Source organism: Nonomuraea sp. N2-4H, from assembly GCF_045291505.1.
Lineage (GTDB): Bacteria > Actinomycetota > Actinomycetes > Streptosporangiales > Streptosporangiaceae > Nonomuraea > Nonomuraea fastidiosa.
The window spans coordinates 3,676,085-3,701,289 of record NZ_CP147987.1 but is presented as its reverse complement, the minus strand read 5'-3'; the positions used below and the strand labels follow the sequence as shown (position 1 = coordinate 3,701,289).

29 protein-coding genes are annotated in these 25,205 nt (G+C 72.1%); 12 read left to right on the top strand and 17 right to left on the bottom strand.

Annotation, left to right across the window (positions count from 1 at the left end; genetic code table 11):
- Nucleotides 1-6 precede the first annotated feature (6 nt).
- From WBK31_RS17230 to WBK31_RS17215, 4 genes are all read right to left on the bottom strand, one after another.
- Nucleotides 7-540 carry an ABC transporter permease gene (locus WBK31_RS17230; RefSeq protein WP_406675222.1) on the bottom strand — a complete coding sequence of 178 codons (534 nt, stop codon included), beginning with the start codon at nt 538-540 and terminating at the stop codon, nt 7-9.
- Nucleotides 540-2,039 carry an ABC transporter substrate-binding protein gene (locus WBK31_RS17225; protein ID WP_406675221.1) on the bottom strand — a complete coding sequence of 500 codons (1,500 nt, stop codon included), beginning with the start codon at nt 2,037-2,039 and terminating at the stop codon, nt 540-542. Before WBK31_RS17225 ends, WBK31_RS17230 begins: the two co-directional genes overlap by 1 nt.
- A gap of 86 nt (nt 2,040-2,125) precedes the next feature.
- On the bottom strand, nt 2,126-2,944 hold the full coding sequence (locus tag WBK31_RS17220; RefSeq protein ID WP_364052141.1) for an ergot alkaloid biosynthesis protein: 819 nt from the start codon (nt 2,942-2,944) through the stop codon (nt 2,126-2,128).
- Nucleotides 2,941-3,375, bottom strand: a complete 435-nt coding sequence (locus WBK31_RS17215; protein ID WP_364052138.1) for a nuclear transport factor 2 family protein — start codon at nt 3,373-3,375, stop codon at nt 2,941-2,943. The genes WBK31_RS17220 and WBK31_RS17215 overlap by 4 nt, the downstream gene beginning before the upstream one ends.
- 94 nt (nt 3,376-3,469) lie before the next feature.
- Here WBK31_RS17215 and WBK31_RS17210 point away from each other — a divergent pair, with 94 nt between their 5' ends.
- The 3 genes from WBK31_RS17210 (at nt 3,470) to WBK31_RS17200 (ending at nt 5,726) form a co-directional block, all read left to right on the top strand.
- A complete protein-coding gene (locus WBK31_RS17210) occupies nt 3,470-4,066 on the top strand; it encodes a TetR/AcrR family transcriptional regulator (RefSeq protein ID WP_364052135.1) in 597 nt (198 codons plus the stop codon).
- A 37-nt stretch (nt 4,067-4,103) separates the two neighbouring features.
- Nucleotides 4,104-4,724 (top strand): TetR/AcrR family transcriptional regulator, encoded by a 621-nt coding sequence (locus WBK31_RS17205; RefSeq protein ID WP_364052132.1) that lies wholly within the window; start codon nt 4,104-4,106, stop codon nt 4,722-4,724.
- A gap of 207 nt (nt 4,725-4,931) precedes the next feature.
- Complete coding sequence (locus WBK31_RS17200) at nt 4,932-5,726, top strand: glycerophosphodiester phosphodiesterase family protein (protein ID WP_364052129.1); 795 nt, start codon at nt 4,932-4,934, stop codon at nt 5,724-5,726.
- A gap of 280 nt (nt 5,727-6,006) precedes the next feature.
- Here the strand turns inward: WBK31_RS17200 and WBK31_RS17195 are convergent, their stop codons facing one another.
- The gene (locus WBK31_RS17195; protein WP_406675219.1) at nt 6,007-6,927 is read right to left on the bottom strand and encodes an FAD binding domain-containing protein; all 921 of its coding nucleotides are present in this window, start codon (nt 6,925-6,927) and stop codon (nt 6,007-6,009) included.
- A gap of 84 nt (nt 6,928-7,011) precedes the next feature.
- Nucleotides 7,012-9,525 carry a molybdopterin-dependent oxidoreductase gene (locus tag WBK31_RS17190; protein ID WP_406675218.1) on the bottom strand — a complete coding sequence of 838 codons (2,514 nt, stop codon included), beginning with the start codon at nt 9,523-9,525 and terminating at the stop codon, nt 7,012-7,014.
- A gap of 96 nt (nt 9,526-9,621) precedes the next feature.
- Between WBK31_RS17190 and WBK31_RS17185 the strand changes: the two genes are divergently transcribed.
- Nucleotides 9,622-10,167 (top strand): TetR/AcrR family transcriptional regulator, encoded by a 546-nt coding sequence (locus WBK31_RS17185; protein ID WP_406675217.1) that lies wholly within the window; start codon nt 9,622-9,624, stop codon nt 10,165-10,167.
- A gap of 8 nt (nt 10,168-10,175) precedes the next feature.
- Here WBK31_RS17185 and lepB read toward each other — a convergent pair whose 3' ends face one another.
- The 3 genes from lepB to WBK31_RS17170 are packed head-to-tail and all read right to left on the bottom strand — an operon-like array spanning nt 10,176 to nt 12,855.
- The gene (gene lepB, locus WBK31_RS17180; protein WP_364052119.1) at nt 10,176-10,700 is read right to left on the bottom strand and encodes a signal peptidase I; all 525 of its coding nucleotides are present in this window, start codon (nt 10,698-10,700) and stop codon (nt 10,176-10,178) included.
- Between the two features lie 42 nt (nt 10,701-10,742).
- Nucleotides 10,743-11,912, bottom strand: a complete 1,170-nt coding sequence (locus WBK31_RS17175; RefSeq protein ID WP_406675216.1) for an erythromycin esterase family protein — start codon at nt 11,910-11,912, stop codon at nt 10,743-10,745.
- A gap of 37 nt (nt 11,913-11,949) precedes the next feature.
- Nucleotides 11,950-12,855 carry an SDR family NAD(P)-dependent oxidoreductase gene (locus WBK31_RS17170; protein WP_364052115.1) on the bottom strand — a complete coding sequence of 302 codons (906 nt, stop codon included), beginning with the start codon at nt 12,853-12,855 and terminating at the stop codon, nt 11,950-11,952.
- Nucleotides 12,856-12,915: 60 nt separating this feature from the next.
- Between WBK31_RS17170 and WBK31_RS17165 the strand changes: the two genes are divergently transcribed.
- Nucleotides 12,916-13,881: a cupin domain-containing protein gene (locus tag WBK31_RS17165; protein ID WP_406675215.1), complete on the top strand. Its 966-nt coding sequence runs from the start codon at nt 12,916-12,918 to the stop codon at nt 13,879-13,881.
- 219 nt (nt 13,882-14,100) lie between these two features.
- Here the strand turns inward: WBK31_RS17165 and WBK31_RS17160 are convergent, their stop codons facing one another.
- The 3 genes from WBK31_RS17160 to WBK31_RS17150 form a co-directional block, all read right to left on the bottom strand.
- The gene (locus WBK31_RS17160) at nt 14,101-14,541 is read right to left on the bottom strand and encodes a carboxymuconolactone decarboxylase family protein (RefSeq protein ID WP_364052109.1); all 441 of its coding nucleotides are present in this window, start codon (nt 14,539-14,541) and stop codon (nt 14,101-14,103) included.
- Nucleotides 14,542-14,626: 85 nt separating this feature from the next.
- Nucleotides 14,627-15,106, bottom strand: a complete 480-nt coding sequence (locus WBK31_RS17155) for an RrF2 family transcriptional regulator (protein WP_406675214.1) — start codon at nt 15,104-15,106, stop codon at nt 14,627-14,629.
- A 354-nt stretch (nt 15,107-15,460) separates the two neighbouring features.
- Nucleotides 15,461-16,111, bottom strand: coding sequence for a TetR family transcriptional regulator (locus tag WBK31_RS17150; protein WP_364057422.1), 651 nt, complete (start codon nt 16,109-16,111; stop codon nt 15,461-15,463).
- A gap of 204 nt (nt 16,112-16,315) precedes the next feature.
- Here WBK31_RS17150 and WBK31_RS17145 point away from each other — a divergent pair, with 204 nt between their 5' ends.
- Together WBK31_RS17145 and WBK31_RS17140 are read left to right on the top strand one after the other, a co-directional pair.
- Entirely contained in the window at nt 16,316-17,791 is a 1,476-nt protein-coding gene (locus WBK31_RS17145) for an MFS transporter (RefSeq protein WP_364052103.1), read from the top strand.
- Nucleotides 17,788-17,913, top strand: a complete 126-nt coding sequence (locus WBK31_RS17140) for a hypothetical protein (protein ID WP_406675213.1) — start codon at nt 17,788-17,790, stop codon at nt 17,911-17,913. Before WBK31_RS17145 ends, WBK31_RS17140 begins: the two co-directional genes overlap by 4 nt.
- A gap of 53 nt (nt 17,914-17,966) precedes the next feature.
- Here the strand turns inward: WBK31_RS17140 and WBK31_RS17135 are convergent, their stop codons facing one another.
- A complete protein-coding gene (locus WBK31_RS17135; RefSeq protein WP_406675212.1) occupies nt 17,967-18,104 on the bottom strand; it encodes a hypothetical protein in 138 nt (45 codons plus the stop codon).
- 239 nt (nt 18,105-18,343) lie between these two features.
- On the opposite strand from WBK31_RS17135, the gene WBK31_RS17130 reads away from it, so the two are divergent.
- Nucleotides 18,344-18,763 (top strand): TetR family transcriptional regulator C-terminal domain-containing protein, encoded by a 420-nt coding sequence (locus WBK31_RS17130; RefSeq protein WP_364057419.1) that lies wholly within the window; start codon nt 18,344-18,346, stop codon nt 18,761-18,763.
- Nucleotide 18,764: 1 nt separating this feature from the next.
- On the opposite strand, the gene WBK31_RS17125 is transcribed toward WBK31_RS17130, so the two are convergent.
- Nucleotides 18,765-20,552, bottom strand: coding sequence for an alpha/beta fold hydrolase (locus WBK31_RS17125; RefSeq protein WP_406675211.1), 1,788 nt, complete (start codon nt 20,550-20,552; stop codon nt 18,765-18,767).
- A gap of 119 nt (nt 20,553-20,671) precedes the next feature.
- Here WBK31_RS17125 and WBK31_RS17120 point away from each other — a divergent pair, with 119 nt between their 5' ends.
- From WBK31_RS17120 to WBK31_RS17105, 4 genes are all read left to right on the top strand, one after another.
- Nucleotides 20,672-20,977: a hypothetical protein gene (locus tag WBK31_RS17120; RefSeq protein WP_364052094.1), complete on the top strand. Its 306-nt coding sequence runs from the start codon at nt 20,672-20,674 to the stop codon at nt 20,975-20,977.
- Nucleotides 20,978-21,352: 375 nt separating this feature from the next.
- Entirely contained in the window at nt 21,353-21,583 is a 231-nt protein-coding gene (locus tag WBK31_RS17115) for a hypothetical protein (protein WP_364052091.1), read from the top strand.
- Nucleotides 21,584-21,933: 350 nt separating this feature from the next.
- The gene (locus WBK31_RS17110) at nt 21,934-22,077 is read left to right on the top strand and encodes a hypothetical protein (RefSeq protein ID WP_364052088.1); all 144 of its coding nucleotides are present in this window, start codon (nt 21,934-21,936) and stop codon (nt 22,075-22,077) included.
- Nucleotides 22,074-22,490 (top strand): alpha/beta fold hydrolase, encoded by a 417-nt coding sequence (locus tag WBK31_RS17105; RefSeq protein ID WP_406675210.1) that lies wholly within the window; start codon nt 22,074-22,076, stop codon nt 22,488-22,490. Before WBK31_RS17110 ends, WBK31_RS17105 begins: the two co-directional genes overlap by 4 nt.
- A 15-nt stretch (nt 22,491-22,505) precedes the next feature.
- Here WBK31_RS17105 and WBK31_RS17100 read toward each other — a convergent pair whose 3' ends face one another.
- The 3 genes from WBK31_RS17100 to WBK31_RS17090 form a co-directional block, all read right to left on the bottom strand.
- Complete coding sequence (locus tag WBK31_RS17100; RefSeq protein ID WP_364052082.1) at nt 22,506-22,709, bottom strand: hypothetical protein; 204 nt, start codon at nt 22,707-22,709, stop codon at nt 22,506-22,508.
- A 565-nt stretch (nt 22,710-23,274) separates the two neighbouring features.
- Nucleotides 23,275-24,333: an LLM class flavin-dependent oxidoreductase gene (locus WBK31_RS17095; RefSeq protein ID WP_406675209.1), complete on the bottom strand. Its 1,059-nt coding sequence runs from the start codon at nt 24,331-24,333 to the stop codon at nt 23,275-23,277.
- Nucleotides 24,334-24,435: 102 nt separating this feature from the next.
- The gene (locus tag WBK31_RS17090) at nt 24,436-25,164 is read right to left on the bottom strand and encodes a Type 1 glutamine amidotransferase-like domain-containing protein (protein WP_406675208.1); all 729 of its coding nucleotides are present in this window, start codon (nt 25,162-25,164) and stop codon (nt 24,436-24,438) included.
- Between the last annotated feature and the right edge of the window lie 41 nt (nt 25,165-25,205).

Sequence of the window (25,205 nt, the reverse complement as noted above, 5' to 3'; positions counted from 1 at the left end):
GCGAGGTCAGCGCGCGGCCCGGCTCGGCCCAGTCCTGCCGGGGAAGCCGCCCGCGGGCAGCAGCCGCAGCTTCAGTGCGAACACCGTCACCAGCAGCATCCCGATCCAGAACACCGGCACCGCGATGCCGAGCTGGGACAGGCCGCTGAGCAGCGCGCCGTACCAGCGGTGCGCCCGGTACGCGGCCAGGAACCCGACCGGCAGCGCCACCAGCACCGCAAGCGCGAACGACAGCAGCGTCAGCGGCACCGTGACGGCCGGCCAGGCGATCTCCTCGCCGACCGGCAGCTTGCTGATGTAGGAGGTGCCGAGGTCGAGCCGGGCCAGATCGCCGAGCCAGGCCGCGTACTGCTGCGGCAGCGGCAGGTCCGAGCCGACCTCGTGGCGGGCCGCCGCGATCTGCTCGGGCGTCGCGCCCATCGGCAGCAGCGCGTTGGCCGGATCGCCCGGCAGCAACCGCAGCAGCACGAACAGCAGCGACGCGGCGAGCAGCAAGGAGGCCAGCAGGAACGCGGTACGGCGCAGCAGGTAGCGCCCCATCAGCCCTTCTTGATCCCGTAGGCGTAGAACTGCGAGTTCAGGCCGTTGACCGGGTAGCCCGACAGGTCGGACGAGGCCACCACGATCTGCGGGTACAGGTAGAGCCATTCGCTCGCGGCGTCCTCGGCGATCTTCCTGTTGGCCTTCTTCAGCAGCTCGGTCTGCTCGGCCTCGGTACGCGCCCGCTCGGCCTCCTCGATCCACGTGGAGACCTGCGGGTTGTCGTAACCCCAGTAGAAGTCGGGGTTGCCGTACCAGACCACGTCACGGTCGTTGACGTGCTCCTGCAGGGTGGCGGCGAAGTCGTGGTTCTTGTACACCTTCGTGTACCACTCGTCGGCGGTGATCACGTTGATGTCCACGGTGATGCCGACCTTGGCCAGCTCGCTCTTGATGAACGTGGCGGCCGTCGGGTGGGGGTCGTAGTTGGGCGTGTCCAGCGTGAAGCGGAAGCCCTTGGCGTACCCGGCGGCGGCCAGCTCGCGCCTGGCCGCCTCGACGTCGTAGGTGTCGAGCGAGGTGAGGTCCTCGTACCAGGGGTCGGTCGGCGGCACCATCGAGCCGATCAGCGTGCCGTGCCCGGCCCACACCGACTCCAGCAGCTTGGCGTCGTCGATGGCCGCAGCGACCGCCTTGCGCACCTGCGGCTTGTCGAACGGCGCCTTGCGGTCGTTGAACGCGAGCAGCAGCTTCGTCGTCGACTTGCCCTCGCTGACCTTGTAGTCGGGGTTGTTGTCGAACTGCGAGAGCGCGTCGGGGCTCTGCTGGCTGGTCACCACGTCCACGGCGCCGGTCAGCAGCGCGTTGTTGAGCGCCGATGCGTCGGTGAAGTAGTGGAACACCACGCCGCCGTTGGCCGGCTTGGGGCCCCAGTAGCCGGGGAACGGCTCGAGGCTGAGCGTCGAGCCGCGCTTCCACGACCCCAGCTTGTACGGCCCCGTGCCGTCCGCGCTCGTCGCCAGGTCCTTGGCGTCGGCGTTGACCACCCACACGTAGCTCAGGTTGTAGATCAGCGAGATCGAGCGGTGCTTCAGCTTCACCACGACCGTGCTCTCGTCGGGCGCCTCGACCGACTTGATGACCTCGAGGTTGCTCTTGCGGGCCGACTGGGAGTCCTCGGCCGTCACCCGCTCGATGCTGCGCTTGACGTCGTCCGCGGTCAGCGCCTTGCCCGAGTGGAACGTCACGCCCTTGCGCAGCGTGAACGTGTAGGTCAGGCCGTCGTCGGAGACCGTGTGGCTCTCGGCCAGCAGCGGCTCCACCTTGCCCTCGTCGGTCAGCCGGAACAGGCCCTCGTAGACGTTGCCGTTGAACGCCTCGGTGATCCCCTGGCCGCCGCCGGCGGTATTGTCGAGGTTCTGCGGCTCATAGAGGGAACCGATCTCGATCGTGGCCGGCGCGGCCGGGGCGCCGCTGGGCGACGCGTCCTCCGGGCCGGAGCCGCACGCGGCGAGTGCGAGGGCCAGTGCGACCGCGACGCCGGCGAACTTCCTGTTCAACGTAAACTCCACCATTGCTTACCAAATTAGTAGGTTTAGCGGAATATACCTCCTTGCCCGGTTCGGTGCGGCTTTGACCCCCGTGATCAGCGCAGCTCGGCGGCGGCGAAGGCGCGGAAGCTGCGCGGCGGGCGGCCGGTGACGCGCTGCACCGTGTCGGTGACGCGGTCCTCGGTGCCGAGGCTGATGTCGGTGTCCAGCGCGGCCAGCATGGCCGCGAAGTCCCGCGGCATGCCGTGGGCGGCGAAGTGCGCGGCGAGCTCGTCCTCGGTGACCGGGCGGTGCCGCAGCGGGCCCGCGCCCAGCTCGGTGAGCAGCGCGGCCACGTCGTCGTAGCCGAGCGCCTCCGGGCCGGTGATCACGTGCTCGGTGTTGTGCGGCTCCGGGTCGGTCAGCGCGTGCCCGGCCACGGCCGCGATGTCGCCCGCGTCCACGAACGCCACCCGGCCCGCGCCGGTCGCGGAGATCAGCTCGCCGTCGCGGAGGCGCAGCGCGAGCGCCTGGCCGGTGAAGTTCTGCATGAACCACGAGGGCCGCAGCACGGCCCACTCCGGCATCACCGTACGGACCAGCTCGTACAGCGCCACGGCCCCCGGCGTGCGCTCGGGGCGCGCCGACGTGCCGAGCAGCACCGCGCGCCGCACGCCCTGGCGTACCGCCTCATGCAGGAACGGCTCCACCAGCGGGGCCGGCTCGGTCACCCCGATGGGCGGCAGGACGTAGACGGCGCGCGCGCCGGACAGCGCGGGCGCGTAAGTCTCCGGCTCCGTCCAGTCGAAGCGCACGAAGCCCGGCCGGTCGGCCTTGCGGCTTGCGGGCCGCGCCGGCACGCCGCGTTCGCGCAGGAAGGCCGTCACCCGCGAACCGGTCGTGCCGGTCGCCCCGATCACCAGCACCTCGCTCATGCCGCACCTCCGGCGAACGCCTTCGTCAGCGCCTCGAGCCCGCCCATCGCCCGGGCGGCCTGCAGCGGGTTCCAGTAGTCGCGGTAGTGGCGGATCTCGCCGTCCCGCACGGTGATGATCGCGACGTACTCCATCCGGTACGGCTCCCCGCTGCGCGGCACGATTCCGGCCACCTCCAGCTCCACGACCACCACCTCGGGGTTCTCGGTCCGGTGGATCACCTTACGGACGACCTCCCGCACGTCGTACTTCTCGGGATAGTCGCGCAGGTACTCCCTGATCGCCTCGCGTCCCTCCACTTTGCGCGGGTACCCGGGAGGTGCGAACGGGAACTCGATCACGCCGTCCTCGGCCCACAGGCCCGCGAAGCCCGACATGTCCTTGGCGAGCAGCAGGGCGATGCCGCGCTCGACCAGCTCAGTGGCTTCCATGGCAATCCTCTCTACGTCGCGACGGTACGGTACCGTCCCGACGTCCACCATAGACGGAACGGTCCCGTATCGTCCAATCGCTAGACTGCGTGCCATGAGCCGCCGCACTCCCACCGGCGCAGCCGTGCTGCAGCCCCAGGTCACCGAGGCCATCACCGAGGCCGTGCTGGACGAGCTGGCCGAGCACGGCTACGCCAGGCTCTCGATGGAGGGGGTCGCCAAACGGGCCGGCGTGGGCAAGAGCGCGCTGTATCGCCGCTGGAAGTCCAAGCAGGAGATGGCCATGGCGGTGATCTGCGACCACTTCATCGCCACGCTCGACGTGCCCGACACCGGCACGCTCCGCGGCGACCTGCGCGCCTCCCTGGAGTCCGTGACCGGGTGGCTCACCCACCCGCGCTTCGCGCGCGTCCTGCCCGACCTCGTGGCCGAGATGGTCTGCAACCCCGAGCTGGGCGAGGTCGTGGGGCTGCTGGTGGGGGAGCCGAAGCGGGAGCGTACGGCCGAGATCTTCCGGCGCGCGATCGCGCGCGGCGAGCTGCCGCAGGACACCGACATCGAGCTCGCGCTCGACCTGATCGCCGCCCCGGTCTACTGGCGGTTCGTGGTACGCGCCGCCGAGGCGGGCCCCACCTACCTCGACGACCTCACCGACACGCTGCTGCGCGCCCTGCGGGCCACGTCCTCTTGAGGTCGCGGATGACATATCCGGTTGTAGGGTGGGGCACATGCCCGCCGCACCGCTGAGGAAAGACGCCGCACGCAACCGCCGGCAGATCCTGCAGACGGCCAGGGCCATGCTCGACGCGGGCGCCACCCTGCAGCTCAACGCCGTCGCCCGGGAGGCCGACGTCGGCGTGGGCACCGTCTACCGGCACTTCCCGACCCCCGAGGCGCTGCTCGCCGCGCTCGCCGAGCAGCGGTTCGAGGAGCTGATCGAGGAGGTCAGGCAGGCCACCGCCGCGCCCGACGTCCGCGCCGCCCTGCGGGAGATCCTGGAGCACGGGCTCACCGCGTACCTCGAGGACAAGGCGTTCGCCGCCGAGGCGCTCGGCCCGGCGCCCACCACCGAGCGCACTCGCGAGCTGCGGGACGAGCTGGCCGGGCTGCTTCGCGACCTGCTGGCCCGCGCCGTCTCCGATGGCGTCATGCGGCCCGGCATCGACGCGCTCGACCTGCTCGTGCTGATCTGCGGGATCGCGTACGCGGTCAACCACACCCCGCACCCCGGCGATCCGGGCGTCGCTTCCCGCTACCTGAACGCCCTGCTGAACGGCGTCCTGATCGGCGGCGGCACCGTGGAAGGGCCTGCGGGCGACGGCAGCGCTTCGGCTCGGGGTTCTGGGTGAGGCCGGGCGGCGCTCCGCCCGCCCCCTTCGAACCGGTCATCACCAAACCGGCGAGCCCGAGCCGCCCACCCTTCAAGGGTCCGGACGAGGAGCGTGGCGGCGCGGCACGCCTGCTTCGGCCTGGTCGCCGCCAATGCTTGATCATTTAGCGGTTCGATGCTTAGCCTGCCCGTGCCGATCATCCCCGACGCTAGGGAGTCAGCACGCATGACGATCATGAAGAAGGCGGCGTTACTGACCACGCTGGCCGCGCTCGGCACGACGCTCGCAGCACCTGCGGCGCACGCCCGGCCGGCCGCCGTCGCCTGTCCCGAGGTCTTCGGCCACGGCGGCTACCCCACCGGGCCGAACCCATGGGACCGTGACCAGATCCGCCAGCCCAACCACGCCCGCGGCATCGACGACCAGAAGGCGTGGGGCGCCGACGGGGTGGAGGGGGACGTCCAGGTCACCAGGCAGGGCACCAAGGCCGTCATGTGGCACAACACCACGACCAACGGCCTGACCGGCACCAGGAAGAACATCACCGACCTGTGGTGGGCGGCCGGCAGCGACAACCTGCGCGACCGCAGCATCTCGCGCGGGCCCTACAAGGGACAGAAGGTGCACACGCTGCGGCAGTGGCTGGACCATGTGAAGTCGCGGGGCATGATCGCGCTGCTGGAGATCAAGCCCGAGGCCCGGCCCGTGCTGTCCGACCCGACGTACGGGGCGCAGGCGTGGAAGGAGGTCTCCGACCCGATCAAGGAGCGCCAGGCGTCGATGCGCATCCTCGTCTACTCGAACGACTCCTGGATCCAGTCCGAGCTCGCCAAGCGCCACCCCGGCCTGCTCAAGGGCTCCCAGGCCCGCTGGACCGACAGCGTCGGCTGGGAGGAACCGCCGCCGTCCTGGACCGGCAACACCGCCCGCTGGACGGAGGTGCTGGCCCAGGCGCCGAAGAGCGTGATGACGAACTACACGAAGGAGTACCGCGCCTGGCTCCAGGGCAAGTGCACCTGACCAGTGCTCAACGACACGTCGCTCAACGACGCGCCGCCCAGCGACACGGCGTTCAGCGACACGCCGTTCAACGACGCGGCGCTTAGCGACACGGCCGCGCGCCCGTAGCGCCGGAGACCCCGTCGCCGACTGCGGTCTCCGGCGCCACGGGCGCCCCGCCTGTGTTACGGGTGCTCCGGCCCGGCAGCGCGTGCGTGCGTGCGCTCGGAGATCCCGCCGCCGACCACCGGTGCGCCTCCGGACCACCCGTGCCGTGAAGGCAGCGAGGCGGGGGCGGGGATCAGCTGGGGGTCGCGGCGCGTTCGAGGACCTCCAGGACGGTCGCGGTGAGCAGGGTGACCTTGTAGCCGTTGCGGGCGGCGGGGGTGCAGCGGGCGGCGGCGAGCCCGGCGGCGGTCTCGAAGGGCTGCCCGGCCAGCACCGCGTCCTCGACCTCGCCGAGCCGCAGCGGCACCCGCGCGACGCCGCCGACGGCAACGGCGGCGGCGGTGATCCTCGACCCCTCCGTGACCAGGCGGGCGGTCGCCTCCGCCAGCGGCCACTCGGCCTCAGACCGTGCGATGGCGCGACGGTACGCGGCGCGCTCCCCGGCCACCGGCGGCGGCAGATGCACGGAGGTGAGCAGCTCGCCGGGGCCGAGGAGGTGGTCGCGGGTCGGGTCGGACCCGTCGCCGTACAGCTCGGCGATCGGGAACGGGTCCCTGCCGTGCACCTCCACGACCGCGTCGTAGGCCAGCAGCGCCATGGCCAGGGATGACGGATGGGGTGCCAGGCAGGGGCCGGTGTCGATGACGGCGGTGTACATGCTCTGGCCCGCACGGGCCGGGCAGGAGTCGCCGCCGTCCTGGTGGCAGGTGAAGGCGGGGTTGCGGTAGTACGAGCAGCGGTTGCGCTGGAGCAGGTTGCCGCCGACGGTGGCCATCGCTCGGATCTGCGGGGTGGCCAGCCCGCGCGCGGTCAGCGCCAGCGCCGGGTACGCCGCACGCAGCCGTTCGTCGCGGGCCACCTCGGCGACGGTGGTGAGGGCGCCGATGCGGGCGGAGCCGTCCGGCTGCCAGGTGATGCCCGATATTTCGGGTGCGTCGCGCAGCCCGGCCAGGTCCACGTACGGACCGGCCACGCGCCGGCTCATCAGGTCGGTGCCGCCCGCGCGCGGCACGCCGTGCCGGGCGGCCTGGAGAAGATCGGTGGAGACGGTCAACGTCTGTTCCCTTCGAGAGGCGGAGCGGAGGAGTTCTTCGAGGCGGCGGTCGCCCGGGAGTTTTTCGAGGAGTGGCCGAAGTGGTCACGGGGAGAGGCCCTCGAGGACGCGGTCGGGGCGGATCGGAAGGTCGCGGGGCCGCCAGCCCGTCGCGTTGTACACGGCGTTGGCCACCGAGGCGGCCACCCCGACCGTGGAGACCTCGCCGAGCCCCACGCCGCCGCCGTTGACGTGGTCCCACCCCTCCTGATGGAAGTGCAAGGTGATCTCCGGTACGTCGCCGATGCCGGGGATGCGGTAGTCCTCCAGATTCGAGGTGAGGACGGTGCCGGTGACGGGGTCGATGAGGCGTTCTTCGTACAGGGCGTACCCGATGCCCTGGATGATGCCGCCCTCGCACTGGTTGCGCGCCGGCTTCTCGGCGTAGATGCGCCCTGCGGTGATGCCGCCCCAGACGCTGAGCGGCCTGATCGTGCCGAACCTGGTGTCCACCTCGACCTCGGTGACGTGCACCGCGCCGCTGAACCCGCGGCCGAGCGCCATGCCGTTCATCGGGAACGGCGTCACGTAGCCGCCGCGGTCGCGCCGCCGCTTGCCGACGACCTCGGTGCCGGGCTTGAGACCCTGCGCGAGCAGGCGGCGGGCGGCGTCGCGGGCGGCCGGGGCCACCGAGGTGGTGCTGCGGCTGCCCAGCGCGGGCGGGCCGGGAGGTGCGGAGGAGCGGCCGATCTCGACCTGGATCCGCTCGGCGGGCAGCCCCAGCTCCTCCTGCAGGACGCCGGCGATGACGCTGCGCACGCCCGTACCGATGTCCTGGGTGGCGGTGCGGGCCACGACCACATCGCCCACGACCTCCAGCTCGACCTGGGTCGCCGGGGTGATCGCGTAGATCCAGCTGGCCATGGCCACGCCGACGCCGCGCCGGAACCGTCCCGTCTGCGACCCGCTGCGCGGCCGGTCGCGCCAGACGGGCAGCGCCAGAGCCCGCTCGTAGAGCGCGTGCCGCTTGGGGTTGCCGTCCCAGCGGCGGCGCAGCACGATCGGGTCGACGTCGAGGCGGTGCGCCATCTCGTCCACGGCCTGCTCCAGCGCCCACAGCATCGGCGGGGCACCGGGCCCCCTGAACGGCGTGCCGGGCGGCTCGTTGGTGACCACGTCGTAGTCGCGCAGCCGCCGGGGCGCGGTGCCGTACACGAAGCGGGCCAGCGCCGCCGACATCCCTCCGACGGCGACGCCGCCCCGGCTGCGCACGTCCATCGCGAGCGCGGCGAGCTCCCCGTCCCGGCCGGCCAGCAGCGCGATGTTCGTGGTGCTGCCCGGCCAGCTGCCGGCGTCGGTCAGCTCTTCCGCGCGGCTGAACACGACGCGTACGGGCGCGCCGCAGGCCCGCGCAAGCTCGACCGCCGCGACCGCCTCCACGGTGATCCCGGACTTGGCGCCGAAACCGCCGCCCACGTGCTCGGCGACGACCTGCACCCGGCCCGGGTCGAGCTTCCAGCGCCTGGCGGCCTGCTCGGCGGCGATGGCCACCGTCTGGGTGGACAGGTGCAGGTGAAGGTCGCCGCGCTCGTCCCACCTGGCCAGGCAGGCGTGCGGCTCCAGCGGCGTGTGCACCTGCACGGCGGTGCTGAACGTGCCCGTCACCAGCAGCGGATCGCCGCGTCTCCGGGCCGCGTCGATCAGCTCGGCCGCCTTGCGGCCTCGCTTGCTCGCCCCGCTGAACGGCCCGCGCACGTTGCCGTCCCAGGAGGCGGGCAGCGTCATGCCCTCGCTGGAGCTGGGGGCGTTCTTCCTGCTCCGCTCGTCGTAAACGGGCGGGGCGTCCGGGCCGTCGCCGAACGCGGCGGGGAACGGCTCGTACCCGATCCGCGCGCTCGCGGCGATCGCCTCGGCCTCCCCGCGGGTCGCGGCGGCGACGGCGGCGATCGGCTGCCCGGCGTAACGGACGATCCGGTCCTCCGGCAGCAGATCCACCACGGGGGAGCCGTCCACCTCCACCGAGGTGACCCGCGCGTGCGCCCGCGCCGAACGGATGATCACCCCTTCGAGCATGCCGTCCAGCCGGACGTCCGTCGTGTAGCGGGCGCGTCCGGTGATCTTCTCCATGGCCTCGACCCTGGCGGGCGTGACCTCGCCGTCGTCGTGCTCGCCCCGGCAGGCGGCCGCGACCGCCTCGTAGATACGTCCGTACGCGCCGCAACGGCACAGGTGACCGGCCAGGGCGGCGGCGATCTCCTCTCTGGGCGGCTCGACGTCGCCGTGCCCGGCCCGCCAGGCGTCCACGAAAGCGGCGGCCTCCACCACGAAGCCGGGCGTGCAGTATCCGCACTGCAGGCCGTCGTGGGCGGCGAAGGCCCGCTGGACCGGATGGTCGAGCCCTTCCGCGGTGGTCAGGGCGCGTCCCTCCACCGCCGCGGCCGGCAGCAGGCAGGCGGCCTGCGGGGTGCCGTCGACCGCGATCGTGCACGCTCCGCACACGCCCGTACGGCAGACCGCCTTGGTCCCGGTCAGGCCCAGGCCGTCGCGCAGGACGTCCACCACGGGGTCGTCGCGTCCGGCGGCCACCTCGTGCGGCTCGCCGTTCACCGTGATCTTCATAGCTCTCCTGCTGACGCTGTCAACATCGGGATATGTGGACAGTGTCAACGACTATGCTGACATTGTCAACACAGAAGGTCGTGAGAGAGTGATGCCATGATCGACGGCACCAGGTCCCGGCTGATAGAGAGCGCGCTGACGTTGCTGCGCGAGCAGGGGCTCGAAGGCGTGACGTTGCGCGCGGTCGGCGAGCTGGCCGGGTTGTCGCGCATGGCCCCCTACCGTCACTTCGCCGACAAGAAGGCGCTGCTCGCGGCGGTTGCCGCCCGCGTCATGACCGACATCGCCGCCCACATCGCCGCCGCCGTGCTCCCGCAGAGCGGCCAGGGGGAGCGGCTGCGCGCCTTCTACCGCAGCTACGTCGAGTACGCCGTGGAGCACCCCGAGGAATACCGGCTGGTGTTCTCCTCGATGTTCGTCGCCGGGCGGCATCCCGAAGTGGAGCAGGCCATCGACGAGATCATGTCCGCGCTGAGCGTCGACATCGCCGGCGGAGGCCGTCGCGACAAGGCCGCGCTCGCGGCCCTGCTGGCCAGCGCGCACGGCGTGGCCGAGCTGGTCACCGTGGGTGACTTCGCGCACAAGGGGATCGGCGCCGACGACATCATCGACGTGATGGTCAGCCGCGCAGCCCGCCCCTGACCCCCTCGCTACCGGCGGGATGTATCGATCACCCCGACGACGTCGGTGACCTCGATGGTCCCGTTGCCGGGGGCGCCCTGGTGGGCGCGGGAGTCCAGGGCGACGTGGCGGTTGTCGTTCATGATCCAGAGCCGGCCGGGCGGCACCCGGACGTCGAACGTCACGTCGGAGGCGGGCGGCCGTGCGATGTAGGGCTCATCCAGCGGCTGGCCGTTCAGCTCCAGCCGGCCATCGGCGTCGCAGCATGTCACCGTGCTCTCCGGGATGCCGATGACCCGCCCGACGCGCTCCGCGCCCGCGGTGGTGCCCGTCCAGCCTTCGGGCGTGCGGAAGACCACGATGTCCCCGGTACGGGGAACACGGTCGCCGATCGGACGGACGGACAGGTGCGCGCCCTTCTTGAGCGTCGGCTCCATGGACTCGCTCGAGATGCTGACGGTGAAACCGCCGCGAGCCACCTCGACGAGCCCGCAGCCGGAGACCGGCAGAAGGAGCAGCGCGAGGGACAGAGCGCGTAAACGTGTAGGAATCACCACGGCATTCTGTCGGACCGGACGCCCGGCCGCGATCCGCGCTCAGCCCGGTGGCAGGTCCCTGACGTAGCAGAGGGCGTCGCTGCCGGTCAGGTCGGCGGGGCCGAGCGGGAGGTAGCCGTACCAGGGGGAGTCGCGGGGAACGAGACCGGCGCCGTCCAGCTCCCGGCCGGCGACCAGGAAGCGATCGCCGGGCAACGCGTGCAGCAGTCCCTCGACGGTGTTCGGGGGAGGATCGCCGACGCCGTGGTGGCGGATCGTGCCGACCGCGGTGGCGACGAAGGCGTACGCGCCGCCGAGCCGGGCGGTGAGCTGCGCGCCCGCGCTCCACCAGTCCACCCGCAGCCCGCCCAGCAGCACCGTGCTGCGGTGCCGCTGCAGGTGCCGGTTGTGGGCGTGGACGAGCGTCGGGCCGCGTTCTGCGAGGGCGAGCAGGTTGGCGGCCATCATCGCATCACGCAGGCCCATCATCGCGTCGGCCCGGCCGGGTGCGGTGTCGGCCATGCGGGCGTGGTAGCGCAGCAGGCCGATGGCGGTACGGGCGTACAGGCAGGCCCGCTCCCACGCCTCCCGCGAGGTCGCCGCGACCAGCTCCGGCGCGTGCGCGCCGAGCAGCGCGGCCAGGTCGTCGGCCAGCAGCCGCAGCCGCCCCGCCGCGTCCGAGCGGCCGATCGACCGCGAGGGGTCCAGCATCGCGCCGCCGTTCGCCCACCGCTCGTCGGGCCCCAGCAGCCGATCGAGGACGTCCGCGCGCACGCCGGTGTCCATGTGCGCGGCCAGGTACGCGTGAAGGGCGGTGAGCGCCTGCCGGGGGCTCCCCGCGCCGGTCATCTCCAGCGGTGCGTCGAAGCCCGCGAAGCGCACCCGCTCGGCGGCCGGCCGCCCCGCGTTGTACGCCCGCAGCCACCGCACCAGCTCCCGGTTGCCCCGCCACGCCCCCGCCCCGTGGCTGAAGCCGCGCTCCATGACCTCGTCCAGGTCGCCCGCGCCCGTGGTGACGTGGTCGTCCACCACCAGACCCTTCAAACAGTCGCTCTCGATCGCGACGCACCGGTACCCCTGCTGCTCGACGAGCCGCACGAACAGCTCGTTGCGGAGCGCGAGCAGGGTCTCGTCGCCGTGGGTGGGCTCGCCCACGGCGAGCAGGCGCGGCCGGGACGGCAGCAGGCTCATGAGGGCGGCGGCATCGACGCCGTGCGCGGGATTCTCCATACCTTCGACGGTATCGTTGAACCATCTGTTGAGACCTTCATGCGGTGATCGCCTCGTGCGCGTACGCCCAGAGCCGGTCCGCCGCGTCCGGGTCCACCGACCACGACGCCACGCCCGTCATCACCTCGGGCCCGCCCCGGACCACCGCGGCCTCCTGGTTGCCGGAGAAGTACCGGCCGGTCACGCCCTTCACCAGCGGAGACCCGGCGAGCAGCACCGAGGTGGCGGCCCCCTGCTCCGGCGTCTTGAAGCAGGCGGGGGTCAACAGGCGGCCCTGCTCGTCCATCGCGCCCATCGCCCGCATCGTCGCCGCGTCCACGTGCCGCTGCAGGTTCGTGTGGATGTAGCCGGGTTCGAGGGCGTTGGCGGTGATGCCGTCACCCGCCCAGCGCCGCGCCGCGCCGACCGCGAGCAGCACCCCGGCCGTCTTCGACTGCGCGTACGCCGCCCACGGGTCGTACGGGCGCCGCTCGAAATGCGGATCGTCGAAGTCGAACGGCTCCCGCAGCTGCGCGCCTGAGCCGACCACGACCACCCGCGCGTCTCCGGCCTGCCGCAGATTCTCGTGCAGGGCCGTGACCAGCGCGAAGTGGCCGAGGAAGTTCGTGGCGAGCTGCAGCTCCCAGCCGTTCGCCGCGACCTGGCGGGTGGGCAGCGCCATGACACCGGCGTTCGCGACGATCACGTGCAGCGGGCCGCTCCAGGAGGCGGCGAACGCGCGTACGGAGCCGAGATCGCTCAGATCGAGCCGCCGCTCGCCGGCGGCCGGGTTGCGGGTGGCGACCGTGACGTCCGCCCCGGCACCCCGCAGAGCGCGTACGGTCTCCAGCCCGATCCCGGACGCCCCGCCGGTCACGATCATCCGCCGGCCGGTCAGATCGACGCCTTCGAGTACTTCGGCGGCGGTGCTCCTGGCGGTGAAAGGGGTGCTGATACGTGTCATGCGAGCAACCCTAGGAAGCTCCGATTGGACGCAGAAGCCTCAAACGTCCAGGATTGTTGCGTGACAGTCCGACCGGCCGACCCGCTCGAAGACGTGCTGACGCTCGTCGGCACCACCAGCCGCCTGTCCACCGGGCTGGTGGCCGGCGGCCGGTGGGCGCTCGCGTTCGACCCTCCACAGGGGGTCAAGTTCAACGCCGTACGGCGCGGCCACTGCCTGCTCACCGTGGACGGCGTGCCCGGGCCGATCGAGCTGCGCGAGGGCGACTGCTTCCTGCTCGTCCAGCCGCGCGCCTTCACCCTGGCCGGCGGGCCTGATGTGGCGCCTGTACCTGCGGCGCCGGTCTTCAAAGCGGCGGGGAGCGATCTGGCGCGCGCGGGCGACGGCGACGACGTGGAGCTGATGGGCGGCCGGTTCGACTTCGGCGAGCGGGCCAGGGAGCTGCTGTTCGACGTGCTGCCGCCGGTGATCCACGTGCCCGGGCGTACGGCGCAGGCCACCACCGTACGCTGGGCGCTCGAGCTCATCGCCGCCGAGCTGCGCGACCCGCAGCCCGCCGCCGCCCTGGTCACCGAGCACCTCGCGCTCGTCATGCTCATCCACCTGCTGCGCCTGCACCTCGCCGCCACGCCGGGCGGGACCTCCGGCTGGCTGGCCGGTCTCGCCGACCCCGTCGTGGCACCGGCCCTGCGCGCCATGCACGCGCGCCCCGCCCACGCCTGGACGGTGTCGGAGCTGGCCGGCGTCAGCGCGGTGTCCCGCTCGACGCTCGCCGCCCGGTTCAAGCGGGTCGTCGGGCGAGGACCGCTGGAGTACCTCACCGGATGGCGCATCGAGCTGGCCGCCGGACGGCTGCGCCACGGCGGGGCCACGATGGAGTCCATCGCCCGCGAGGTCGGTTACGCCTCGGTCAGCGCGCTCAGCAACGCCTTCAAACGCGTGACGGGCCTCGCTCCGCGCGACTACCGCAGGGCCGCCGGCGTCGCCGGCCGCTTCGCCGACGGAGAGCCGGTCGGCGGCGGGTAGACCACGAGGAACGCAAGATCGCCTCCCGTTCGGGGAACACCCTTCGCGCATGGGGCCGAGGATCACCCCGGCGGATCATGTTGCGCTCGGCGCGCGGCATGGCCTCGAAGGCCAGGCTCTGCGCAGACCAGGGCTCGCCGGTATCACCTGCGCGGGCACGCCGGGGTCGGGGGCGGCGCGCCCGGGGGCGAAGCGGTCCCCAGGGGCGCCGCCCGGTCATCAGGCCGCGGGGGCGTTGCGGACGGTGACGTTCAGCCGGTTCCACGCGTTGATCTGGGCGGTCGCCATCACCAGCACGGCCAGCTGCTCCTCGTCGTACACGTCGGCCGCGGCGTCCCACACGTCGTCCGGCACGCCCTCCGGGTTGTCGGCCAGCCGGGTCGCCGCCTCGGCGAGCGCCAGCGCGGCCCGCTCCTCTTCGGAGAAGAACGGCGCGTCCCGCCACGCGGCCAGCGCGTGCAGCTTCCGCTCGGGCACGCCCGCCTCCTTGGCCTCCTTGGAGTGCATGTCCACGCAGAAGGCGCAGCCGTTGATCTGGCTGACCCGCAGTCGCAGCAGGTCGAGCGTGGTGCGGGGCACCGGGCCCGCGTTGAGGTACGCCTCCACCGCGTACATGCCCTTCAGCCCTTCGGCGGCGGGGCGCTTGACGTCCATGCGCATGATGTCGTCACTCCTTTGTCGATAATTTGGGTATTTGATATCCAGAATTTGGCGAAGCGAAAGGGCTCGGCGGGGCCGCTCACCGTCAGGACCTGCGGCGGGCGAACCACTCGCGCGTGGCCCTGGGCGTGCCGGGGGAGGCGCGCTCCACCTTCGCCTTGATGTCGGCCAAGGTTTGGCCCGCCAGCTCCTTGCGCCAGGCCAGCTCGGCCTGCCGCATCGCCTGCGAGATGAAGCACGACTTGCGGTAGTCGACGTCGTCCCGCCCCTCGGGGCCCTTGCGCAGCACCTGCTCGCAACGGAACGCATCCCCCGGACCCTCGATCGCCGTGACCACGTCGAGCAGGGTGATCTGCTCGAGCGGCCGGGCCAGCCGGAACCCGCCGCGCGGTCCCGGCGTCGAGGTGAGGATGCCGACCCGTGCCAGCGCCTGAAGCTGCTTGTTCAGGTACGCCGGCGGCAGGTCGTAGAACGCCGCCAGCCGCGCCGCGGTCATCGCCTCGTCGGAGTCGAGCCAGGCGAGGTTCAGGCAACTGTGCATCGCCCACTCCACGCCTTCGCTCATCCTCATGAATCTGGATATTAGACCTCCAGGATGGGGGTCCGCAACCCGCGCGCGTCGCGTCGGCACTGCGCACCCGCCGCCGCCGGCCGGAGGCGCGGTGAGTGGGTGCGGCCTGAGCGCGGTGGTGGCGCGGGTGATGGCGCGTTCCGCCGGTCGGAACGGCTGGGGGTGGTCGGGCGGGCCGGGGCCTGGGCTGCGCGCTCTGCTCCTCCGGTTTGGCGGGCGCGTTGGCCGGGACGGGCCTGAGTGCGGACCGCGTGCAGGATGTGGCCGTGGTGCGTGCCTTCTCGGCCACGAGGTCACAGGGGTGGATGATCGGCGCGAGGTCAGGAGGGGTGGGTGATCGGCGCGAGGTCAGGAGGGGTGGGTGACCGGAGCCAGCCAGAGGCCCACTAGGGCGTCGATGAGGCCGGTCGCGGCGTCGTGCCAGCTCGCCCGTGGCGTGGCCGCGCCCCGCGCCAGGGCGCGTTCGCGCTCCGCGCAGGTGTGCAGGATGAGCTGGCGCATCATCGTGCCCCGCTCGGCCTGGACGGCGGCGGGCAGCTCGGGCAGGCAGTGGGTGAACCCGTCGACGGCCCGGCGCAGAGACGGCGACGTGCGATTCTCCTCGTCGAGGATCTCGCACAGCGCCGGGTCGGTGCCCACCTGGGCGAGGAAGCGCGCGTACCAGGTGGGGGAGCCGAGCGCGGCGAGGTGCTCGGTGACGGGCCGCACCATGCACGAGACCCAGTCGCGTACGTCGTCCGACCCCTCGGCGGCGGCCACCATGCGGGCGCGCAGCTCCTCGATGGGCACGGCGTGCCGGCGCACGATCGCCCTGACGAGGTCGGCCTTACCGCCGAAGTGGTAGCCGACGGCCGCGGTGTTACCTTGTCCTGCGGCCTCGCTGATGCGCCGGTTGGACGCGGCGCACACGCCGTACTCGGCGAACAGCCGCTCGGCCGCCGTGAGGATCTGCTCGCGGGTCACGCCGACGCGCTCGGCCCGGATGGTCCTGCTCATCATCATCACCGCACCGGAACTGCTCGCCTGCCCTGCGCCCGACGTCCGGCGCCATGATTGCAGCCGCAGGCGGCTTCGCCAAATTCGGCTCCGGTTACCAGAGTCGCAACGAGCCGGAAACATCGATCCTGCTAATTTTAACTCAAGCGCTTGATTTAACTCGTTGCTCCGCGCTGCCGTCCCACTCCCACAACCGGAGGCCTCCGCATGACCAACCCGTCCCCCCGCGCCGCCCACGCGGCCGGTCCGCCGCGGGCGTCCACGTTCGTCGTGGTGCTCGCCTTCAGCGGGATCGCGGTGTCGCTGATGCAGACCCTGGTGATCCCGCTGGTGCCCGAGCTGCCCACGCTGCTCGGCGCCTCCGCGGCCGACGCCGCCTGGGCGGTCACCGCGACGCTGCTGGCCAGCGCCGCGGCCACGCCGGTGATGGGACGGCTCGGCGACATGTACGGCAAGCGCCGCATGCTGCTGGTGAGCCTCTTCATGCTGGTCGCGGGCTCGGTCATCTGCGGGCTGAGCGACGCGCTGACCCCCATGATCGCCGGACGCGCGCTGCAGGGCCTCGCCTCGGGCGTCATCCCGCTCGGCATCAGCATCATGCGCGACGAGCTGCCGCCCGAGCGGCTCGGCTCGGCGATCGCGTCCATGAGCTCCTCGCTCGGCGTGGGTGGCGCGCTCGGCCTGCCCGCCGCCGCGCTGCTCGCTGAGAATTTCGACTGGCACGTGCTGTTCTGGACCGCCGCAGGGCTGGGCACCGTCGCGTTCGTGCTGGTGGTGGCGCTCGTGCCGGAATCGGCGGTCCGCAGCGGCGGCCGCTTCGACCTGGTCGGCGCCATCGGGCTGTCGGCCGCCCTGGTGGCCCTGCTGCTGGCCATCTCCAAGGGGGCCGACTGGGGGTGGACGGACGCGCTGACGATCGGCCTGTTCGCCGGGGCGGTCGTGGTGCTGCTGCTGTGGGGCTGGTGGGAGCTGCGCACCCGCGAGCCGATGGTGGACCTGCGCACCACCGCGCGCCGCCAGGTGCTGCTGACGAACCTCGCCTCCATCATGCTCGGCTTCTCGATGTTCGCGATGTCGCTGGTGCTGCCGCAGATCCTGCAGCTGCCCGAGGCCACCGGCTACGGGCTCGGCCGGTCGATGCTGGTGGCCGGCCTGGTGATGGCGCCGTCTGGCCTGGTCATGCTGCTGCTCTCGCCCATCGCGGCCCGCGTGACGGCCGCGCGCGGCCCCAAGCTGACGCTGATGATCGGCGCGCTCATCGTGGCCGGCGGCTACGGGCTCGACATCGTGCTCATGTCCGAGGTGTGGCACCTCGTGCTGGTCTCCGTCGTCATCGGCGCCGGCATCGGCTTCTCGTACGCGTCCATGCCCGCCCTGGTGATGGCCGCCGTGCCGGTCACCGAGACGGCCGCGGCCAACAGCCTCAACACGCTCATGCGCGCCATCGGCACCTCGGTCTCCAGCGCCGTGGCCGGAGCCGTCCTGGCCGGGATGACGATCAGGTTCGGGCCCGCCGAGCTGCCGTCGGACGACGGGTTCCGCGTGGTGCTGGCGATCGGCGGCGGCGCGGCGCTGCTGGCGTTCCTGATCGCGTTCTTCTTGCCGCGCCGTACCGGGGCCGCCGCGCCGGCTGCGCACGGCGGGTCGCATCGGCACGCCGCGCCCGCCCCATCGGGAAGGTGACGATCCGTTCGGGCAACGTGCCGGAAGGTAGGCGTCAAGCGGTCAACGGCACGACCGCCCAGGTGAAGGTCGCGAGGAACGACCCGTGGAGCATCGCCACCTCCGTCAGGGCGCCGCGCTGAGCCCGGCGCGACGGTGAGTGCGGAGCCGGACGTCTCGGCCGTACGGGTGCCCGTCAGCGCCACGGAACGCCGACCGTCTCGGGGAACAGCACGCTCACGGCGTCCACGACGAGGAAGATGCCGGCGATCCAGACCATCCAACTGACCGTGGTGCGCGAGCCGGACGACAGCCTGGCCCGCCACCGCTCCAACCGCCCGCGCGTCCGCTCGCCCAGCGCGGTCCAGGCGGCTTAGGGCAGGATGCCGGGCAGCACCATGATCACCACGTACGCCCCGAGCAGCGGCAGCCATTCCGCCGCGGCCAGCCCCGCCGAGGTCATGAGGCCGATCGCGGCGAAGTACGGCACCGCCGTGGCGAACTCGAACAGCCACGTCCCGAGCCCAGCAGCAGCATCGTGCCCGCGGTGAAGGACCTGGCCTCAGCGGCGCGCTGCCCGTCCCGCCGGGGGATGAGGTAACTGTCTCGCTGCTGGAGGAGCTGCTGCCGCTGGACGACGACCGGCGAGAGGAATACGCGCTGTGGTCGGCCGTCGTCGCCTGGGAGCGCCGTCGCCCCTCGCAGGACGGCTCCCCGGTCTGGAACGACCAGCGGGCGCTGTGCCGCCAGTGCGTCGCCGTGCTGCGCGGCCAGGAGCCGGTACGCGACCCCGACGCGGCGCTCCGCCCGCACCCCCACCCGCAGGTCGAGCTGTGGGCGGGCGTGCTGCACACGTTCGTGGACGGGCTGGCCGCGCAGCTCGTGAACACCCCGCACCGGCTCGGCCCCGGCGGCGCGCGAGCTGCTGCGCGCGCTGCTCGAGGCCGTGCCGGGCCGGGCGGTGTGACTCAGCCGTCGCGCGGCGCGGTGTGACTCAGGCGCCGGACGGCTCGGCCAGCGTGACCGTCGACTCGTGCTCGACCAGCGGACGGATGACCGCCCGCTCGTTCGGTGAATCGTTCGGCTGGTGCAGGGTGAGGGCGAGCGAGCCGTCACGCAGCCGCACGATCATGCCGTGGCCGCCGTCCTCCGCCCACAGCGGCCGCTCCTCCTGCGTCCACGGCCCGGTCACCAGGCCGCTCTCGGAGTGGGCGATGCCCATCGCATAACCCTTATCGCCGTAGCTGGACCACAGCATGAGCAGGTGGCCGCTGGACAGCCGGAACAGGAACGGGCCGTCCGTGACGTACGACGGCAGCTTCGCATCACGCGTGGACGGACGGTCGAGCGGCCTGACCCAGGGCGCGTCGGAGGCGTTGAACAGGAACACCGGCGTGCCGGCCGTCTCGCGCAGGTCGGCGCTGAGCCGCTGCGCCCACATCGCGCCGTCGTGCACCTGCTGCCACTCCTGGCAGTAGACGATCCAGGGATCGCCCGCCTCGTCCACGAACAGCGTGCCGTCGAGGCACTGCCACTTGCGCGGGGTCACCGCGCCGTCGCTCCACGGCTGGAACGGCCCCTCCGGCGTGTCGGCCACCAGCACCTGCGTGCCCCGGTAGCCGTCGGGCGCGGTGAACGTGGCGAACATGTAGTAGCGGCCGCCGTACGGGTGGACCTCCGGCGCCCAGAACTGGCCCTTGCTCCAGAACTTCGCGGGCGGACGGAACGCCGGGAACGGCCCCTCCCAGGTGCGCAGGTCCTCGCTGCGGTAGGTGTCGAAGCCCACGCCGGGGCCCGACCAGATGTCGGGGTCCGTGCTGCCGTACAGCCAGTAGGTGGAGCCCACGCTGAGCAGGAACGGGTCGCGGATCTGAATCTCGCCGAGCGTCACGTCCGCGCGGACCGGCCGCTCCTCGGGCCGCGGCGGCTCCGCCGCGCCGTCGAAGAAGTCGCGCAGGTGCGCGAGCACCACATCGGGACGCTCCTCGGCCAGGAAGTGCCCGCACTCGGGGATCACCGTGCCGCGCACGTCACGCGCGTACTTCCGCCAGATGTCGAGCACCGGCAGCGTGCTCAGCAGGCCCGCCGAACCCCACAGCGCCAGCACCGGCATCTCCAGCCGCCGGCCCGCCCGCCAGTCGGCCTCGTCGTGCTCGGCGTCGTCGGGGAACGAGGCGCGGTAGTCGTCGAAGCCCGCCCGCAGCGCGCCCGGCCGCTCGAACGCCCTGACGTACTCCTCGACGTCGAGCCCGGCCCGGTGCACCGTCCACTTGTCGAAGAAGTAGTCCAGGTAGCCGCGCACGTCGTGACCCGCCAGCCGCTCCGGCAGGTCGGGCTGCAGATGGAACGTCCAGTGCCAGGTGCCGCGCGCCACGCCGGTCTTCATGTCGAAACGGGCCCACATCTCCCTGGTGGGCACGATGTCCATGACCACCAGGCGCTCCACCTCGTCGGGGTGGTCGAGCGCGTAGCGGTGCGCGACCCGCGCGCCGCGGTCGTGGCCCACCAGGGTCACCCTCATGTGGCCGAGCGAACGTACGAGCGCGCGGACGTCGGCGGCCATCGTGCGCTTGTCGTAACCGCTGGTGGGCTTGTCGGTCAGGCCGTAGCCGCGCAGGTCGGGCGCGACGACGGTGAACCGCTTCGCCAGCTCCGGCATGATCCGATGCCAGCAGTGGCTGGTCTGCGGCCATCCGTGCAGCAGCACCAGCAGCGGGCCGTCGCCCTCGATGAGGTAGTGCATGCGCAAGCCGTCGAGAATCGCGGTACGGGACTCAGCCATCGATGCCTCCTTCAAGCACTGACATCCTCCGGCATATCACCCGGCACCGACAATAGAATCGTAGGATCTTCGGACGAATTTGTTCCGTCGTCGTCGTAGTGCCGTGCGACGCTGGGGACATGCCCTACGGCGAGAACCGATGGCTGGAGGTCGCGCCTCCCGGCGGCGGCACCCGCCCGGTGCTGATGAAGGCCGATCCGCAATGGCCCGAGACGCCCTCCGGCGTGCCCGGCTACGTGCTGTTCGAGGCCGATGACATCGAAGCCGAGTACGAGCGATTGAGCGTGGCCGGCGTCCACGTCGTCCAGCCGCCCACGCAGGAGCGACGACGCCCGCGATGGGCGCGTGATCGTCTCCTTCGACCCGTTCTCGCCCGGCAACCGGCGGGCGGCGCGGGGGCGAACCGCACGCTTTGGATCACCTGATGGACGGGGCTGCGCTTCACGATCAGCGACGATGACACGCACGGTGACGAACGCGTGGAGGACCCGGAGAGCGTCGGCTCCGCCCTCACCCTCATCGGCCGCTTCCACCGGCACCGACATCGCCGCCAACCGATCCTTGGCGACGCACTCCCGCATGAGACCCGCCGGCTCGTAGGCGGAGGGACGTTCGCCGTGGCCTGGTGAGCCGAGGCAAGGAGTGCTCCGGCTGCTTCCCCACAGCCGGAGCACTCCTTGCGGGGTGGGCAATCGATCCCTGCTCGCAACCTACCCACATCGCCCCAAATCTATGCATATGTCCGTTTTGTGCGATCGCTGTGTGGAGTGGCGACCCCGTTCCCGGGCAGGGGCCCGGGCATGACACAACAGGACGAAGGCACCTCCTTGCCCCCGGCCGTCGGCAAGGTGAACGGGGAGAGCGACACGATCGCCAAGCGGGCCGGCGTAGAGCTGAGAGCCAGCCGCCGCCCCATCCCGGCCGAGCCCATCGATCCACCGCCCGACCTCGAGCAGAAGGTCGAGGACGAACGGCGCGAGGCGGCGACCGACGACGAAGAGATCCGCCCTGACGCCGAACCCACCGACTGACTCACCGCGGTTCGGCGGCTCTTCGCCGCGGTCGGCGCTCCGCCGGGAGCCTCCTTCCGCCCGCGCCTCGGCCTGAAGCCGGCGCAGGCGGCGGGCCACCGCCCCGCCGGCGACGAGGTCGATCAGCGCGTCGGCTGTGACCGCCTCGGTGTCGGGTCGGGGCTGTTGCGGCACCCGCGGATGCACCTCGACTTTCGCGGGGTTCGCGGGGATGGCGCCCAGCTCGGCCGCGTGGTCCTGCCGGCCTGCAGGGCCACGTGCCGGCCCGGCGGATTGCCGAGGCCGGCGCTCGCACCTCGAATCCCGATAAGGGTTGGAGCCCGGCGGCAGGCGACCGCTAGCGTGCCTCCATGCTGAACGCGCAGGAGCGGTTCGTGGACTCCGGGCCGGTGCGGTCATGGACCGAACGGACCGGAGATCCCGATGATCCCGCCGTGCTGATGGTGATGGGCTCGGCGCCGCGCACGTGGCGGGCACCTCGCTGGGCGGCATGATCGCCCAGTGGCTCGGGGTGCATGCGCCGGACCGGGCGCGGTCGTTGACCATCATGTCCAGCTCGCCGATGGGGCACGAGCCGAGGCCGGCGATGAAGCGGGCACTGGCGGGTGAGCCGGCCGCCCGGGCGATGCTGGAGCTGGCCCTGTCGCGGGCCGTCGATCCGGGCGCGGCGGCCAGCCATCACCGGGCCGTGTGGCTGGACGATCCCTCCCTGGACGCCCCGCTGTCGTCGATCAGCGCGCCGACTTCGATCGTGGACGGCGACCGGGATCCGCTCTATCCCCTGGCCCACGGTGAGGCGCTGGCGGCCGCGATTCCCGGCGCGGTCCTGCACGTCGTGCCCGGGATGGGCCATGTCATGACCTCGCCGGGCCTGTCCGAGGAGGTCGCCGACCTCATCCGTTTGTGATGACCGGCAGGGGTCTCAGTCGTCCTCGAGGCGGTCGACGACGAGCTGGGTGCGGCGCGTCGCGCGAACTCCGTACACCTGCGCGATCGGCTCGGCGGTGAGCACCTCGCAGCGCAGGCCGGTGAGCGTGTCGTCGATGCTGAACTGCGGCACCTCCTCGGGGCCGCACCGGCCGCCCAGGATGTAGACGGGGCTGCCGGCCGCGTCCAGCTCCTCCACGGTCGCGTAGCCGCCGGCGGCGTCGAAGCTCCGCCACGCTGTTGTCCAGGACGAAGTCCGCGCCCTGGGTGAGCATGACCTCCCTCTGCGGCAGCATGGTCGTGCCGGAGATCTGCGGGATCTTGTCGTACTGCTCCTTCTGACCCGGCAGGAACGCGCTCTCCCCGACGTACGTGCGCCCGGTCACCCAGCCCGAGCGCGAGCAGAGTCTCCAGCGGCGGGTGGTAGCCGGTCACCGCCTTGGACGGCGGGCGGCCGAAGGTGAGCGTACGGCCGCAGTTCTCCACCGTGACGAGAAACCCCGCTCCCGAGGCTCGGGCCGGCGGGCGCCTGCCCGCAGGCGGTCAGCGCCAGCGCCGCCACCAGGACGAGCAGCCTCCTCATGAGCCGGACACCGCCTCGCGGTCGCGGGCTGTGGAGTCGGGGGCGGTGCAACCACAAGGTGCCGGCCGGCGAAGAAACAAGGTGCCGGCGGGCAAAGAAACAAGGTGCCGGCGGCGGAGAAAGAGCCCGGCGGACCGAGGAGAAGCCCGCCGGGCACGTGAAAGCACAGAAGGGGGCGGGGTCAGGTGCGGAGCAGGGGCAGGAGCTGTTCGCCCTGGCGCTTGATCTCCGGCAGGTACGGCGTGTCGGACAGGATGAAGTGCGTGATGCCGAGCGCCTGGTAGCGGCGCAGCGACTTGGCGACGTCCTCAGGCGAGCCCACCAGCCACGTGGTGCCGGCTCCGCCGCCGCCGTACTTGCCGGGCGCGGTGTAGAGGTTGTCGTCGAGCACCTCGCCACGGGCGGCCAGGCCGAGCAGGCGCTGCTGGCCGACGGCGGTGTGCCGGTTGGGGTCGCGGAAGGTGCCGTCCTGCGACATCTTGGCGACCTTGGCCTCGGCGTCGGCCCACGCCTGCTCGGTGGTGTCGCGGACGAACGTGGTCACCCGCAGCCCGAACTCCAGCGGCGGCAGTTCCCTGCCGAGCCGTTCGCTGAGCGTCTTGAGGCGGTCGATGCGCTCGGCGATCCCGTCGAGCGGCTCGCCCCAGAAGAGCTGCACGTCGGCGTCCGTCGCGGCCACCCGCTCGGCCGCCTCGGACGCGCCGCCGAAGTAGAGCCTCGGATGGCGGCGCTCGCCCCTGACGACCGGGCGCGGCCGCACGGTGGAGCCGGTGACCTGGAAGTGCTCGCCGTGGAAGGTGACGTCCTCCTCGGTCCACAGCCGCCGCACGATCTGCAGGAACTCCCTGGTACGGGCGTAGCGCTGGGCCTGGTCGCCCTCGCTGTCGCCGTAGGCGGCGAGGTTGTCCTTGCCGGAGACGATGTTGACGAGCACCCGCCCGCCGGTCAGGTGGTCGAGGGTGGCGGCGGCGGAGGCGAACTTGGCGGGATGCCAGTAGCCGGGCCGCACGGCGATCAGCGGCCGGAACGTCGTCGTGCGCGCGGCCAGCGCCGTGGCGACGGTGAAGGTGTCGGGACGCCCCCAGCCGGTGCCGATGAGCGCCCCCTCCCAGCCGTGCTTCTCCAGCGCCAGGGCATGACTGGTGAGGGTCTCCAGGCTGTTGTGGCCCTCCACGACGTCGTCGCCGCGGTGGCCTGGGTCGTTCTGGTTCGGGATGTACCAGAGGAACTCGGAGCTCATCGGTGCGTCTTCCTGTTCCGGTCGGCGACAATAACCCAGTGTTCGAGTAGGAAAAGCATAAAATATGGATGCGCCGCCACGGAAGCGTCCGAGACGAAACTCTCAGGGCATCCAGAGCCGAGCAGGTATCGCCGTCTCCCGATGGCTTCCGCCCGGCCCCGGCTCGATGAAGCAGGCATGCCGCTCCGGCAGCACGGCCACCGCCTCATGCAAGCGGGTCCCCACATAGTGCAGGGCCACGCCGTCCTCGGTGGCGTATCCGGCGGGCAGCTCGCCCGCGCCCACGGCCCGGCGGAAGCTCGTACGTCTGGGCTGATCGCCGAGGTCGTCGTGCACCCCGTTGGAGAACGGCAGGAACGCCAGGCCGTCGGCGACCACATCCAGCCGGTCGCCGAAGGAGTCGGTCACCCCGCCGAGGTGCCAGCACAGGCTGCCCGCGCTCTGCCCGGCCAGCACCACCCCCGACTCCCAGCACTCGCGCAGGATCTCCTCCAGCCGGTGGGCGCGCCAGACGGCGAGCAGGTTGACCACGCTGCCGCCGGAGACGAAGATCACGTCCTGGGCGCGCAGGTGCGCCCGCACGTCGGGCACGTTCGGCTGGGTGAACAGCGTGAGGTGGGACAGCTCCGCGTCCCCGAACGAGCCGGCCCGTTCGTACCAGCCCGTGATGTGCTCGCGCGAGTCGCCGGTGGCCGTGGCGATGAGGCACACGCGCGGCCTGCGGACGTCCGCCAGCCGCATGGCCTGCCAGATCTGGGCGCCGGGGTGGCGGTAGTCCGCGGGCGGGTACAGCACGCCGGAGCAGGCGAGGATCTGCGGTTCTCTGATCATGGGCACCCATGCTCCGCTCGCGCGGCGAGCCAGGCAAGGCA